The organism is Candidatus Borrarchaeum sp., assembly GCF_019058535.1.
Taxonomy (GTDB): domain Archaea; phylum Asgardarchaeota; class Sifarchaeia; order Borrarchaeales; family Borrarchaeaceae; genus Borrarchaeum; species Borrarchaeum weybense.
In genome coordinates, this window is record NZ_JAHPYX010000225.1 from 1 (window position 1) to 13,893 (window position 13,893).

At 38.8% G+C, this 13,893-nt stretch carries 16 protein-coding genes and 1 pseudogene; 9 read left to right on the forward strand and 8 right to left on the reverse strand.

Features of this window, described 5'->3' with window-relative positions:
- Positions 1-151: 151 nt before the first annotated feature.
- The 3 genes from QVB70_RS13840 to QVB70_RS13850 form a co-directional block, all read right to left on the reverse strand.
- Complete coding sequence (locus QVB70_RS13840) at positions 152-820, reverse strand: hypothetical protein (protein WP_287587360.1); 669 nt, start codon at positions 818-820, stop codon at positions 152-154.
- A gap of 58 nt (positions 821-878) precedes the next feature.
- On the reverse strand, positions 879-1,334 hold the full coding sequence (locus QVB70_RS13845; protein ID WP_287587364.1) for a hypothetical protein: 456 nt from the start codon (positions 1,332-1,334) through the stop codon (positions 879-881).
- A gap of 441 nt (positions 1,335-1,775) precedes the next feature.
- Positions 1,776-3,245 (reverse strand): amidohydrolase, encoded by a 1,470-nt coding sequence (locus QVB70_RS13850; protein WP_342766575.1) that lies wholly within the window; start codon positions 3,243-3,245, stop codon positions 1,776-1,778.
- On the opposite strand from QVB70_RS13850, the gene QVB70_RS13855 reads away from it, so the two are divergent.
- Positions 3,136-3,393, forward strand: a complete 258-nt coding sequence (locus QVB70_RS13855) for a hypothetical protein (protein ID WP_287587365.1) — start codon at positions 3,136-3,138, stop codon at positions 3,391-3,393. The genes QVB70_RS13850 and QVB70_RS13855 overlap by 110 nt on opposite strands.
- A 161-nt stretch (positions 3,394-3,554) precedes the next feature.
- Here QVB70_RS13855 and QVB70_RS13860 read toward each other — a convergent pair whose 3' ends face one another.
- Together QVB70_RS13860 and QVB70_RS13865 are read right to left on the reverse strand one after the other, a co-directional pair.
- Positions 3,555-3,971, reverse strand: coding sequence for a hypothetical protein (locus QVB70_RS13860; RefSeq protein ID WP_287587368.1), 417 nt, complete (start codon positions 3,969-3,971; stop codon positions 3,555-3,557).
- A 258-nt stretch (positions 3,972-4,229) separates the two neighbouring features.
- On the reverse strand, positions 4,230-4,850 hold the full coding sequence (locus QVB70_RS13865; protein ID WP_287587370.1) for an NADPH-dependent F420 reductase: 621 nt from the start codon (positions 4,848-4,850) through the stop codon (positions 4,230-4,232).
- 104 nt (positions 4,851-4,954) lie between these two features.
- Here QVB70_RS13865 and QVB70_RS13870 point away from each other — a divergent pair, with 104 nt between their 5' ends.
- The 5 genes and pseudogenes from QVB70_RS13870 (at position 4,955) to QVB70_RS13890 (ending at position 7,619) form a co-directional block, all read left to right on the forward strand.
- Positions 4,955-5,662: a pyruvate kinase alpha/beta domain-containing protein gene (locus QVB70_RS13870; RefSeq protein WP_287587373.1), complete on the forward strand. Its 708-nt coding sequence runs from the start codon at positions 4,955-4,957 to the stop codon at positions 5,660-5,662.
- A 202-nt stretch (positions 5,663-5,864) separates the two neighbouring features.
- Complete coding sequence (locus QVB70_RS13875) at positions 5,865-6,188, forward strand: peroxiredoxin (RefSeq protein WP_287587397.1); 324 nt, start codon at positions 5,865-5,867, stop codon at positions 6,186-6,188.
- Between the two features lie 195 nt (positions 6,189-6,383).
- Entirely contained in the window at positions 6,384-6,521 is a 138-nt protein-coding gene (locus tag QVB70_RS13880; protein ID WP_287587376.1) for a hypothetical protein, read from the forward strand.
- A gap of 12 nt (positions 6,522-6,533) precedes the next feature.
- Positions 6,534-6,860: pseudogene (locus QVB70_RS13885) on the forward strand (peroxiredoxin family protein); the annotation flags it as partial.
- A gap of 582 nt (positions 6,861-7,442) precedes the next feature.
- The gene (locus QVB70_RS13890; protein ID WP_287587379.1) at positions 7,443-7,619 is read left to right on the forward strand and encodes a hypothetical protein; all 177 of its coding nucleotides are present in this window, start codon (positions 7,443-7,445) and stop codon (positions 7,617-7,619) included.
- 131 nt (positions 7,620-7,750) lie between these two features.
- Here QVB70_RS13890 and QVB70_RS13895 read toward each other — a convergent pair whose 3' ends face one another.
- The gene (locus QVB70_RS13895; RefSeq protein ID WP_287587382.1) at positions 7,751-8,620 is read right to left on the reverse strand and encodes a WD40 repeat domain-containing protein; all 870 of its coding nucleotides are present in this window, start codon (positions 8,618-8,620) and stop codon (positions 7,751-7,753) included.
- 235 nt (positions 8,621-8,855) lie between these two features.
- Here QVB70_RS13895 and ilvD point away from each other — a divergent pair, with 235 nt between their 5' ends.
- From ilvD to QVB70_RS13910, 3 genes are all read left to right on the forward strand, one after another.
- On the forward strand, positions 8,856-10,589 hold the full coding sequence (ilvD, locus tag QVB70_RS13900) for a dihydroxy-acid dehydratase (RefSeq protein ID WP_287587384.1): 1,734 nt from the start codon (positions 8,856-8,858) through the stop codon (positions 10,587-10,589).
- Between the two features lie 233 nt (positions 10,590-10,822).
- Entirely contained in the window at positions 10,823-11,701 is an 879-nt protein-coding gene (gene dapA, locus QVB70_RS13905; RefSeq protein WP_287587387.1) for a 4-hydroxy-tetrahydrodipicolinate synthase, read from the forward strand.
- 58 nt (positions 11,702-11,759) lie between these two features.
- Positions 11,760-12,416: a cyclase family protein gene (locus QVB70_RS13910; RefSeq protein ID WP_287587390.1), complete on the forward strand. Its 657-nt coding sequence runs from the start codon at positions 11,760-11,762 to the stop codon at positions 12,414-12,416.
- Positions 12,417-12,438: 22 nt separating this feature from the next.
- Here QVB70_RS13910 and QVB70_RS13915 read toward each other — a convergent pair whose 3' ends face one another.
- The gene (locus QVB70_RS13915; RefSeq protein WP_287587393.1) at positions 12,439-13,464 is read right to left on the reverse strand and encodes a 4Fe-4S binding protein; all 1,026 of its coding nucleotides are present in this window, start codon (positions 13,462-13,464) and stop codon (positions 12,439-12,441) included.
- 102 nt (positions 13,465-13,566) lie between these two features.
- A partial coding sequence (locus QVB70_RS13920) for an acetamidase/formamidase family protein (RefSeq protein ID WP_287587394.1) occupies positions 13,567-13,893 on the reverse strand: 327 nt, incomplete at its 5' end.

Consider the following 13,893-nt stretch of genomic DNA (forward strand, 5'->3'; position numbering starts at 1 on the left):
CTTTTTGTACCGTCTTTGGAAACAGCTTCATTTAGACCAAACCTCAACAACAACCTCAACAGTGAGATTATTAGAATAGAAGAATTGGATTAAACAAGGACAGTATCCATACCTAGAGTAACTAAAATGGATGAAAAAAAGAAATGTGGACTTAGGTCCTTTTCTTTTTCTTATATCGTACAATGCTATAAGAGACAAGTGTTGAAACAGAAACGAAAGCAATAAGGATTGTACCTAGACACAATCCCTCAGTTTCAGTTAGATTGGCGGTTGTCCTCTCCAGTTCAACATATGTATAAGTTGTTCCGCCAATAGTCCACCATATTTCAAAGGAGATTCCCGTGCCCTGATCCATCCAACCTTCAAAGATACCCCCATCATCAATTCGTTTCAAGTAGTATGCCTTGTAATTAGTTCCCTTCCAATTAAAATCGGTCTCTGTCCATGTCATATTCGGATCATCTTCTGCATACGCTTTCATTTTTTGCAGGTAACTCTGTGAAAATACATACCATGCTTCCTCGTCGGCCGTGCCTTGAGCATCAGTATGAATAACATCGGTGGACGAATCATTAACTGCAGTCATACTATATCTATATGCCATGTCTGCCTCCCTAAAACCCGTAATCTTTAATTCCACATATACTGCTAAGTCAGGGAAGTCTACTGGATCTGGCACTATTTTCCATTCTATTTCGTCGCGAACCTTTAAATTCCCCCAGTCTCCAGCCGCAACTGTTGTTGTTGCGGTACTAGCTAAGAGAAAAACCATGAGTGCACTAATGAAACTTATGAGAACTTTTGCTTTTTTTCTCACCATCTATTTTCCCTCCTAGTCTGTTTAGACAAACTCCAGAACAGTTGGTAAAGTTATGTTATTACTTGAAATGTTCTCTGATGAAGAATAGATATACCAAAAAGACTATCGGAATCCAGAGTAAAGAAGCTATCATAATCCAAATAAAAGGCCGGAGTGGCGAACCAACAAACCACTCTACAAACAAATGGTCTCCTATCCAAAGAAATACAGGTATTATAAGACCGTTTGCAGTTATTGACCCAAAAAAGCCCCAAGGCTTGAGTTTCCAAAGTCCATATGCCGTAACACACCCTAGAATGCCTACAATAAGTAGCGTAATTCCGAACATCGTTGCAAATCGTATAAATCTAGGCGTTACTATAAGGTCATAATCGGACCAATAAACATCTGACATCATTCGGCGTGTCAAATATATTGCGAGGAAGAAGGCTAATGAAGAACTAGCAGCAACAGCGATTCCTCCAATGAATTGTATGGTACTAACAAGACGTAAACCCTTTGGTCTTTCAGACATTTCCTTCACTCCTTTAAATGCATTCCAATTATTCCAATTAAGCGAACTAATTACAATTTTCAAAGAAAGAAGGGGGGAAGGGAAGGAAAGCTAAGATAAATAAGCTCACTTCTTTCTGAAATATTTGCAATTTCCCAGACCCCTCTTATAGTTCGATGATTTTGAAAAATATATTATCACTCAGAAACATACAAATATATCAGGAAATATATCTATTCGTGTCTATAAACTTTTGGGTAGTCCTTTTGATTTGATGATGATAGAAGCAATAATCGCGATCTGTAACCGTTTAACAGTCCAAATATTATCAATCAAGCCCGTCCGCATCGTTAGCGAGCAAGATGACCAGCGATGAAGAGCGTTATTGAAATTCACGCGCAAAATTTTAACAGAACTAGTCACATTGTGAACACAGTTTTTATCTACACTAGACCGATTAATTTACGCTTGCCATTGAATTTTTCCACCTACCATCGTCAGATCTGCCTTTACATCTTTGATTCTTTCTGCATCTATTGCGGTCAAGTCCTCCGATAGAATCGCTATATCGGCAAGTTTTCCTGGTTCAATTGATCCCTTTATTTTTTCCTCAAAGGAAGCGTATGCACCATTAAGCGTATAACATTTCACAGCTTCCTCTAATGTGATGCGATGCGACTCTATAGGATGGCATATAGCGGACCATAGACCATACAAAGGATTAAAGGGAAAGGGTGGACAATAGCCACAGTCAGTTCCAAATGTAACAGTAATCCCCTCATCGATTAGATTCCTAAACGGATTGCAGAGTTTCAGGCGTTCTAAACCTAATCGTTGCTCATACATTCCTCCAGGATGTTCCCACTCTCCAACGAAATTGGGCTGTACTGCAGCAATGACTCCTAGCCGCTTCATCCTTCGTATTTGATCTTCGTTGATGACTTCACAGTGTTCGATCCTGTGACGATGATCTTTTCTTGGTTCATCCTTAACCGCTATTTCTATAGCATCAAGAGCCTCCTCGATTGCCTTATCGCCAATGGCATGAATAGCAACTTGCATTCCTATTTTATGTGCCCTTGCTACAGTTAAGTTGAGTTGCTCAGGAGAAATCGTATATAATCCACTTGTTGTCGGATCATCGGCATAGGGTTCAGAAAATACAGCTGTATGTGATCCCATTGCGCCGTCAAACCAGATTTTTACAGAGCCTAGTTTGACAAATTCATTACCAAAGCCAGTTCTGATACCGAGAGTATCCAGTCCATCTAACAGATTCTCAATATACCGTGTCGCCGGTAAGACATATGAGCGTACCTTTAGAAGGTCTTTTTCAAAAGCTTTTTGATAGGTGTTTAAATCACTTGAAGTTGAGGCTAACTCGTGAATACTCGCGCAGCCCCATTGTAACACGATCTCACATGCCTTCTCTATAGCCTTCATTGCTAGTGTTTCAGTTAATGGCGGTTGTGCTTTATCGATTAACTTCATTGCTTCCTCTTTCAACACTCCAGAGGCTTCACCTGTCAGATCTCTCTCAATCTTTCCTCCAGGAGGATCTGGAGTTTGTTTATTAATCTTAGCTAGTTCGAGAGCACGGCTATTCACTGTAACCATATGCCAGTAATATGGTGTAAGAACAACTGGATGATTAGGAGATACTGGATCCATATCCTTCTTTGTGGGATATCTTTTCTCGGTCCAGTTACTTTCATCCCAACCATGACCTTTGAGCCAGGTTCCATCAGGCAACTCATTTACCTTTGTTTTGACCTTCTCCATGACCTCAGAGATAGACTTAGTCATTGACAGATCAAGTTCAGTGAGCACCTTTAGTCCCATTAAAAAGAAATGCGAATGGGAATCAATAAAACAAGGTATTACAGTCTTGCCATTGGCATCAATAACTTTAGCATCCTTTGGAACATTTATTTCATTGGCAGATCCAACATCAAGGATTTTGGATCCAAAAGTGACAACAACGCTGTTCTCGATAGGTGATTTACCTGTTCCATCAATTAGCGTGCCATTAGTGATTACAATGGGGCTTTCAAACGAAATAGCAATCAGTCCTCCTTAGAGCTTAAAAATCAAAACCTCGCGAAAATTATTACCTTTAAGTTGATAATCAAATTTTCATTCTTAATTGAATATAGAAAAAATACTCTCTTTCTGGTTTTAAATTTAAGTTCATTTCTTTAAAACAAGACTGTGAAAGATGGTCAAATTACCTTTGTACTATTAGACAGATATGAGTGTCCGTTCTTTTAATGCTGATCTTAATTCGTCCATTAAAGTCAAATGATCGCCTCCGTAACCCAGATAATTTTTAAGGTGCTGTTGAGCAAGAATTGAATCTCCCTTTGGAGAGCTCTGTATTTTTGGTAAAGTATCGTGGTGTTGTTCATAGTTTATTGAGTGTCCGTTATTGTCTATTTTATATGACAGGTCGATGATCATTTGGCGAAGTGAGTAAAGTTCTGCCAGAATTTCATTATTCATCAAACCGGCACCGTTGAAATGATGATTATGGCCATTCCCTTTTCCATTATGCATGTGTCCAGTATGAATGCTCAATCCTCTTTCATTTTTGCATTGCTTTCCGCAAATATTACAAATTACTGGATTACTTTGCAAAACAACTGATGCTACTTTCATTCAAAATCAATCCGACAAAAAACTTCTAATCCTTTTTACTTTTCTTGTGTTTTTAGATATAAGTTATGATATTATTGGGGTAGCTGTCCATTGTTTTACTTTAAGTTTAGTTTAAATTATGAGTGTAATGTGTTTAAAACTAGAAATGAAAGGTTCTTAAATAAGAAGAAGCGTAATACCACAAAATCTATGTGTGATAAAAAATAGGAAATGAAAAAAATGGGATTTAATTAAGAGATTTCATCTTTTGGATTTTATTCAACGTCGAAGCAGTTTGAACGCAATGTCCGTCCCCATTCCATGCTTAAACGCTAGGTAAATCCACAGCATGGCTAATGGTTCGAGCAGTCGAGCATTTGAGAGCGGACCGATATCAATAACATCAAAGCCTATATCCTCTCCCAGGCTCCTAACGACAGATTTTGCCTCGTCATCACCACAGATGAAATTACTAGCTGTTTCAGATCCAAACTGCACATTTGCCATGACGCCAACTCCCATAGTATTGAATGCCTTTACCACTTTTGCAGATGTCATTTTAGCAATTTCTTCTGCAGCTGAAGTGGTAAGTCCTATCAAAAGACCACTCAAACCTGGAGCAATAGGATTAGTACAATCTACCAAGATCTTCCCAGTTAAATCACCTGCATCCCGAAGCACATCCAGAGCCGCTGTATAAGGGACTGCAAGAACGACAACTTCGGCCCACTGCGCTGCTTCTTCATATGTTGAGCTACATACGTTTTTTCCCATGGATTCCGCAATTTCTAGCGCTTTATTAGGATCACGAGAACCAAATACTATTTCATGACCTTTTTCTGCCCATGGTTTCGCCAAAGCACGTCCTACATTACCTGTGCCCAATATTCCGATTTTCACAAGTTTAGCCTCCAAGTTAATATCGATTAATTATAAAAGTAAGATCTTGTGAACGAATATAATTAGTTTACCTTCTCTGCAATATAGGAAATTAGGGGAGACAAATGCGAAAGTGGATAGAATACTTTGAAAGACCCGGTCCAGGTAACACTTTAAGAACACTTGAATTAATCAAAGAGAGGAGTAATGAACTCGGCATTAAGACCGTGATTGTTGCCACCCTTCGTGGAAATAGTGCCTTAAAAGCCCATGAGATTATGGGGAAAGAATTGGAAATTATCGCAATTACCATTCCTCCTGGAGCATATTGGACGGTCAAAGAATCTTTACATGGTCCTTGGAGTGATATTCCTGAACTGAAAACACAGCTAAGAGAATGGCAACAAAAAGGCTTAAAGAAGGTAAGAATGGACATGACTGATGAAATACAGGATAAGCTTGAAGAGTTAGGGATTAAAGTTGTTAGGGGTACTATTCCTTTTTATGGAGTCGGTACAGCTATCGCTGGAACATTTAAAGGAGTTACTTTCGAACAAATGATGACAGAAGCGCTGAGGTTAATCTCTGGTGGGTTAATTGTGTGCGTAGAAGTTGCAATAATGGCTGCAGACGCGAATGTAATTAAATCCCAAGAGGAAGTCGTTGTTGCTGCCGGCACTTCTATGGGTCTAGATACTGCAGTTGTCATTAAACCCTCCACCAGTTTGAAATTTTTTGACCCAGAAGAAGGACTTGAAATAAGAGAATTTATCGCAATTCCACGCGTTAAAGCGAAATATCCTCCAGAAGGGATCGGCGAAGAATATAAATAAAACTTGATCAATTTCTTTAAAATTAAAATCCAGAACGGGTTGAATTATGAAAGATAAATTTAATATGGTAGGAAAACACATCAAGGAGTTTTCCCTGCCTAATTCGAGAGGCGAAACGGTAAATATTAAAGAAGTTCTTGGACGAAAAAACATAGTCATATCATTGAAAAAAGGACTGGCCTGAGGACATTGAAGAAAGCACATCCAGAGCTTAGCTAATCATTTTGATGAGATTGATCAGTCAAATACCATCATCATTGCAATTACGGAGGATGTACTCAAAAATGCCATTGAAATGGAGCAAAAATATGCAAAAGGTAAGTTTCCTGTGTACTATGATGAATCGAAAGAAGTACTAACAATACTCGGCCAGGAAATTAAATTAGTAGATGACAAATATAGACGAATGCCAGCCGTCCTCATAGTAGATAAAGAAGGAATCATACAATATGCTTACTATGGTGATTCTGGAAAGGACAATCCTAAAATTGAGGAATTGTTAGAAGCAATTAGAAATCTACAGTAGTAACTGATTTGGTAGGGAATAAGAAAGAAAAGAAGGATGATTTCTTGTTCTCGTAACTTAGCCAAAGTTGACCAAATCGCCAGAATTCTTATTTTTAAGTCAAAAGGGCCGTATACCGCATCAATAAAGATTAAAAACACTGTAATGACAGAATCAAAGTAAATTCAAAGGACGGAGAACTTGAGAGAGAGACGAATGAAGGATAAATTTGAAATGGTAGGGAAGGAAATTGAAGAATTTTCTCTGCCTAATTCAAGAGAAGAAAACGTAAACATCAAAGACTTCATCGAAAAGAATAATGTTATCGTTGCTTTACTTAGAAGCATCAACTGACCATATTGCAGAGCACAAGTTCGCAGTTTTGCTAAAGATAAAGAGCAATTTGAGCAATTAGACACGATTATTTATCCAATTTTGGTAGACACGCTTGAAAATGCTATTAAGATGGAACAAAAGTACGCGAAAGAAAAATTTCCGATATATTACGATAACAATAAGAAAGTTGCCAAAAAACTGCATCAGGAATTCAAAATTCGAAAATTAGGACGCATGCCGGCGCTACTTATAGTCGACAAAGAGGGAATCATTCAATATGCTTATTACAGTGATTCTATGAGCGACATTCCGAAGAATAAAGCATTATTCGAAGTGCTTGAAAAGTTAAATAAGTGATTTGGTAGGGAATAAGAAAGAAAAAAAAGATGATTTCTTGTTCTTGATAACTTAGCCAAAGTTCACCAAATCGCCTACTAGAACTTTTTAGCCTATTTGTAACACGTAAGTGAAATATACAACTCTTTTTGAAATAGAAATGTAAAAAAATATCTTTTTTGATATAATTCGATCATCTTCTATAGCGAAAGATTTATAAATGAACGATTTAATGTTGGTATTCAATTTAATCTATTAAATGAACGATCTAGAGTTAATTAATAAGACAAATGAACAATATTTGTGAAAAATATTGAACATTCAATAAAGAGGTGATAAATGAAAGTAGTAAACAAGAAATGTCAAAAAATTGAATGTTGGAATTAGAAGGGGTTTTCGTCAAGAGGCGAATTTTCCTCCAGACGGGGGTCATTTTTTAAAATGAACCCTTAATTAAACCCATTTTCCTATGGAATAAAAGAAAAAATCTCCTATTGAATCGATTTTTTGCCCAAATAGCCAAAAAAAAGGATATCGTAAATTACGGTAACTAGATATAACAATCTACAAAGTCTATGTTAACTATTGAAGAGGTGGTAACTATTGAATGGAACAATGTGTCCTAAATGCGGGGTAGAGTGTGCATCTCGTTTCATAATACTACATGGTGACAATGGACGAGAAATATATGAGGAATACTTCTGTGAAGAATGTGATAAGACTATCAGTCGTTCAAAGATTATAATCACAGGGCCAGTTCCAGTATTACATAAGTTCTAATATCCTAATCAGGCATTTTTTATTTCCTCTAAGTTTCCTATTGAACCATAGAAAAGCGGGTAAATACCCTGCCTCTTTCTATGGGAATTCAAAAAAATTATACTCTGCCTCCATTTTCAAAGAAGAAAAGTCTAAATTTCAAAGATACCAATTGTTTTGTCTTCTGAACAAGAAATCAAAAATGAATCATCTAAATTGAATAAAATCTTTCTAACTGGCTCGGAATGCCCAGTTAATCGTAAAATAGATTCACCAGTACGAACATCCCATAGACCTATGGAATTATCTGCAGAACTCGATGCAACAAATTTACCATTATGGCTAAAAGCTATGCCTAACACAGGTTGTTCATGGGCTTTTATAAGCCTGACAGGAGATTTTGAGCCACTTTGCCAGAAATAGATGTTATTATCGAAACATGCGGATGCTAAAAGGTCAATTTGTGGCGAGAACGCTACATCTGAAACGTAATTGGCATGTGAAAAAACCTGCAGAAGTTCTCCTGTTTCTAGATTCCACAAACGTGCTGTTTTATCTTTAGAAGCGGAGGCAAGGGTAATATCATAGCCAATCGCAACACTCCACACTTGATCGAGATGCCCTTTTAGTGTTCTTAGAAGATTGCCAGAATATATATCCCATAATCCTATAGTTTTATCATTTGATCCTGATATCAATACATTTCCATCAAGAGAAAAACTAATCGATCGAATCGATTTCGTATGCCCCTTCAATGTTTTTAATTTTGTTTCTGTAGCTATATCCCATAATGCGATCTCGTTATCCATCGAACACGTTGCAAGTAGATTATCATCAAAGGGGTGAAACGCCACTCCATACACTGGTTTTGAATGTGCGCCTTTAAGTACCTTTAATTGTTTACCTGATTTTAAATCCCAGAGTCTAACCGTCTTGTCACCAGACGCTGATGCAATAAGACCATCATTTTTGATAGCAATGTCGTAAACAGTCTCAGTGTGCCCCTTCAATACCATAATCATTCAGTTCACCAAAAATGTGTTATGTCGTGGTTTTAGCAGTGAGTATCAATTGGTTAATTGATTGCATCTTAGCTTATTCTCACCTTCAGTTTAAAAATATCCATCCAACTTTGCCATAAAAGTGAATAAGGAATTGTTTTCTTCAAAACCAACGGAGAATGGACAATGTTAATTAATGTAAAGAAAACCATACTATTAAGAATTCTCATACTAGTCAATAACGTAAAGTGATCTTATGAATACTTCTAATTTAACTAGTCAAAAAATGCGCAGAAAGGCTTCAGAAATTGACAGCCTTCGTCTAGGTTGTGGATGGACAGAAGATGATTTGAAAAAACCGTGGATTCTTGTGGATTCCGTTGAAGGTCAAAGTCATCCAGGAAGCGTCCGGCTCGGACTTCTCGGAGATGAAGTAATCAATGGAATAGTATCAGCTGGAGGCACTCCTGCAAAGTATTATATAACGGATACCTGCGATGGAATTTCACAGGGTACTCCTGGCATGAGCTACAGTCTACCCAGCCGCGAGTTGATTTCATTTGCAGTTGAGATGCATGCGAAGACTGGGCATTTTGATGGAATGACATTAATCAGTAGTTGTGATAAATCAATCCCTGGTCATTTGATGGCAGCAGCGCGACTTGATTTACCGACCATTCTTGTTCCTGGTGGTACCGCAGATTGGGGCCCTCACGGGATGACATTGGAACAGGTAGCAACATATGACTCTCAGCGGCGAAGAGGTAAGTTAAGTACAGAAGAATATCAATTCTTGGCTAAATTCGGGTGCCCTACACCTGGGGCATGTGCCTTTATGGGAACTGCCTGTACAATGCAGATAATGAGTGAAGCACTAGGGATGGCACTCCCAACAAGTGCATTGGCACTTTCAACCGGTTTCGAGATAACTAGGCTCGCACGTAAAGCTGGAAAACAAGTTTTGTATCTGATTGAACAAGGACTTTCTGCAGGAAAAATACTTACTAAAGAAGCATTTGAAAATGCGATAATGGTACATGCTGCTATAGCTGGATCCACTAATGCATTATTGCATATTATTGCGCTAGCTGCTGAAAGGGGTATCGAGATAACTCATGATGACTTTGATTTCATCAATAGAAGAATACCATATCTAACAAATATTCGACCATCAGGAAGATACCCAAGTAGTTTCTTTTGGTACGCGGGTGGCACCCAATACGTCATGAAACAATTAATCGATAAACTTCACCTTAATGTACTAACTGTTACTGGTTCAACAGTTGAAGAAAACATAAAGAATCTCGAAAAAGAGAATTACTTTGAGAAGATAGCGACATATTTAGAGAACTACAAAGTTTCAAGAGATGAAGTAATTCGAACTAAATCAAATCCTTTCTCAGAAACTGGATCAATTGCGATATTAAAGGGGAATATTGCCCCAGATGGTGCTGTAGTCAAAATTACCGCAGTTGATCCTTCTATGCATAAATTCACTGGAAGAGCAAAGGTTTTCGATTCACAAGATGATGCTGTAAAAGCAATTTTTGATGAAAAGATCGAAAGTGGCGATGCAGTAATCATCAGGTATGAAGGGCCAAAGGGAAGTGGTATGCCAGAGCAATTTTATGCAACAGAAGCTATCGCTTCTGATCCGAAACTAAACATCTCTGTTGCTTTGCTTACAGACGGACGTTTTAGTGGAGCCTCAAGAGGACCTGTCGTTGGTCATGTGTCTCCCGAAGCTGTAGAGGGAGGAACAATCGCATTGTTAGAAAATAGCGACTTGATAGAAATCGACATACCTAAAAGACGTTTAGAGCTGGTAGGCGTAAAAGATCAAACTCTTAAATCAGAAGAAATTACTAAAGTATTAGTTGAGAGAAAACAGTTTTGGAAACCGCCACCAAGAAAGTTTATGACGGGAATGTTAGCTTTCTATACACAGCATGCAACTTCAGCCAGTAAAGGCGGGCGTATGATGCTGTAAAACTCTTCTGAGACGAGCTGTATACAACTGTAGACTGATGAATACTGAAGTAAAACATCGATAATGAATCAATGATTCTCAACTTTTTAATAATAGGAAATTATAGTTAAAATCAGAAATTCATGAAATGTTTGCAGATGAATGAACGAATTACCCTATATGTACTATAAACAAGACAAATTATTGATATGTTTACTGTAGCCATTGAGTTTTTCAAAAGGAGGAAATAAAATTTGAGCTTTGAGGGCGTATTCGCACCGCTAGTTACACCATTGTTACCCAACTATGAAGTTAACTGGGAAGCATTCCGTGCATTATTAGACAAGTTAATAGAAGGCGGACTTCATGGTGTTGTTCCGATGGGGACAGCTGGTGAATTTCCTATGTTTACAACTGATGAAAGAATGAAAATCGCAGAAGGCGTCGCAGATCATATAAATGGAAGAACTAAGCTAATTGTTGGAACAGCAGCACCAAGCACGAACGAAACATTGATGCTTACTAAACACGCAAAAGACATTGGTGCAGATGGTGTTATGGTAACAAACCCTTGGTATCTCAAACCTTCAGAAGAAGGATTATTGTGGCACTATCGAGAACTTGCTAAGGCGGATATTCCAATATTAGCTTATAATATTCCGTCTGCAACTGGAAGCACGATGCCAGTCCATATAGTTTCAAAACTGGCGGAAGAGGGGACACTTGCTGGAATTAAAGATTCATCTGGGGTTTTAAATCAGGTAATTATATACATAAGAGAAACACCACGCGACTTTGTTGTTTTTCCGGGTATTGATACGATATTTTTAGCATCAATGATGCATGGTGCAGTTGGAGGTGTTTTGGGAACCTCAATGGTCATACCAAAAAAGGTTGTTGAACTTTATGTTTTAGCTAGAGCAGGCAAATATGAAATAGCTAACGAAATTCAAGTAGCTTTATCTGCAATCATTGGATACGTTTTCATTGGCGTGTTTCCTGCAGGCTTAAAGCAATTAGTCACGGAAGCGTTAGGTATAGATATGGGAGATCCGAGACCCCCTCTAAGCCCATTATCTGAAGAACAACGACAAAAGATTTCTGAATTCATCAAAAATTTACAGCTTGAGTGAAAGTTACATCAACATTTACAGCCCGCCCCGCTCTGGGGTGCTTAGGGGTAGACTACACATGAAAATCAAAGAAATAATTGATCTTTCAGTATCTCTTGAAAATGGTATGCCAATTTATCCTGGTGATCCTACTCCTGACTTTAAAGCAATTCGAACTTTAGAGGAACATGGCGTTCTTGTCACTCAGATGCAGCTAGGAACCCATACAGGCACACATATGGATGCACCACTTCATTTTATCAAAGGAGGGGAACCCATTGATGCGCTTGACTTCAGGAAGTTAGTGACAGAAGCAATAGTCCTAGATCTTTCCTACAAAGAAATGGGTTCTGCGATTACAGTTGATGACCTTGAAAAATTCTCAGACAAGATTAGTGAAGGAAATGGAGTTTTACTCTATACTGGAACTAGCAAACACTGGGGAAACGAAAAAATTTTAAGAAATTTCACTTATATTGATCCTCGTGCTGCACAATGGTTAGTCGAAAAAAAGGTCTCAATTGTAGGGATTGATTGTCTAAGTGTAGAAAAATACAAAGCAGATGCACCCGAGACACATAAAACACTGCTAAGTAATAACATACCGCTTATTGAAACTCTCTCCTCAAACCTCGAAAAAATTACAGGAGAGAGGGTTCTCCTAATAGCACTTCCATTAAAAATAAAGGGAAGAGATGCAGCACCAGCACGGGTTATTGCAATTACCCCACTCTAAAGGGAAGGCTTCAGCATTCTGACTATTGGAAATGCGTAGGCTCGCTTATCTTATTTCTACTCCAAGCCTTTTGAACTATCCATACTAAGCCAAAGGTCACTAACAGCAGCCCTGGTGTCATGAGCACCTTTATCTCCTGTGAGCTGCTTTGAAAACCAAGGAAGAAAAAGATCATCATTATGCTAGCCCACAGCGAGGTAAGCGCTATATCAAAGGCAGAAAGTCGCCTCCTCTTGAGAGAAATCCGTTCGGCCTTGGATGAAGCGTCATCCGAAAGGGATGTTTCTTTTCGGTTAAAATTAAAGCCAATCGCTCCTGTGGGGCATTCGTTGGTGCATTTGAGACAGCGGATGCAGTTTGAACTGAGCACCTCACCGTGAGTTTTGAGTTCGCCTAAAACATCTACCTGCATATCACAAGTGCGGTTGCAGGTTCCGCAACCATTGCAATTATCGTTTACCAACCGTACCTTACACAAGCCCACGATGCCGAAAATCTTAAGCAGGGCGCCAATAGGGCACAGGTAGCGGCACCAAGCCCTTCGACCAAAAGCAAAGAAGAGTACCGGTCCAAACATGATCAATGTTATCAGGATAGAAATACCGGTCTGCTGTCCACCCCAAGGCTCAACATCGGCTAGCTGGAATGTGAACGTAGTTGGGAACCCCTGAATCCAGTTTACTATCAATGAGTTGTACACTTTCAGCGCCAAGCTAACAAATGGTATAACTCCTAGATACAGTAGCATCCGGCGCGGAATTTTAATCTTTAGACTGCCTATCCCCCACTCGACCATTTCCAGATAGCCACCAAACCAGCAGAACCATCCGCAAAAGGTCCTCCCAAGGATTACCGCTGAGACGAGAACCAATATCCAGAAAACAAACCCTGCATTGAATACTCCCCGAGAGAGACCGGAAAAGAGCGCCTCGATTCCGATGCTACCCACAGCATGGATACCCAAAAGATACCATGTAGCCACATGTACAGCCATCAGCAAAATTAATGCGACTCGGCTTAATGTACGTAGGTTTTGTACATTCACCATGCAAAATCTCCTCTCATGAAAATGGTCTTCTTACATAATGAATCTAGTATTTCTAGCACTTTACTCTTGTAGTCGTTTTTCATTAACTCCGAGGATTTTCGACTAAGATTCTGATTCGATGAATATGACTTTTGGAAGAACTACACGAACTCCAGGGGTTATATCTACCAATTGCGATATCCGCATATCAACGGCACAGCTACAGAGTGCATAAGCCTCCTGCCGTGTAAGTCCTTTTTCTGCTTCAAGCCAGTCTATCATATCACGCAGAGCTATCTTCACTGCTTCATCTGTCGTTTCAGCATAAGCAGTAGTCATAAAGAAGTCAGGTGTCTCAATTTGTGGTCGTGTGATCTTCTTTTGTTTGTTCACTAGAAGTCTAATCGTGACTTCGGCATCGACCTCCACTGCAGTACCACATATCTCACC

What these genes read in the sequence shown, in the direction of transcription:
- QVB70_RS13840 (WP_287587360.1), bottom strand. Translation starts at nt 820, where the DNA reads ATGGTGAGAAAAAAAGCAAAAGTTCTCATAAGTTTCATTAGTGCACTC.
- QVB70_RS13845 (WP_287587364.1), bottom strand. Translation starts at nt 1,334, where the DNA reads ATGTCTGAAAGACCAAAGGGTTTACGTCTTGTTAGTACCATACAATTC.
- QVB70_RS13860 (WP_287587368.1), bottom strand. Translation starts at nt 3,971, where the DNA reads ATGAAAGTAGCATCAGTTGTTTTGCAAAGTAATCCAGTAATTTGTAAT.
- QVB70_RS13870 (WP_287587373.1), top strand. Translation starts at nt 4,955, where the DNA reads ATGCGAAAGTGGATAGAATACTTTGAAAGACCCGGTCCAGGTAACACT.
- QVB70_RS13880 (WP_287587376.1), top strand. Translation starts at nt 6,384, where the DNA reads ATGAAGGATAAATTTGAAATGGTAGGGAAGGAAATTGAAGAATTTTCT.
- QVB70_RS13895 (WP_287587382.1), bottom strand. Translation starts at nt 8,620, where the DNA reads ATGATTATGGTATTGAAGGGGCACACTGAGACTGTTTACGACATTGCT.
- ilvD (WP_287587384.1), top strand. Translation starts at nt 8,856, where the DNA reads ATGAATACTTCTAATTTAACTAGTCAAAAAATGCGCAGAAAGGCTTCA.
- QVB70_RS13910 (WP_287587390.1), top strand. Translation starts at nt 11,760, where the DNA reads ATGAAAATCAAAGAAATAATTGATCTTTCAGTATCTCTTGAAAATGGT.
- QVB70_RS13915 (WP_287587393.1), bottom strand. Translation starts at nt 13,464, where the DNA reads ATGGTGAATGTACAAAACCTACGTACATTAAGCCGAGTCGCATTAATT.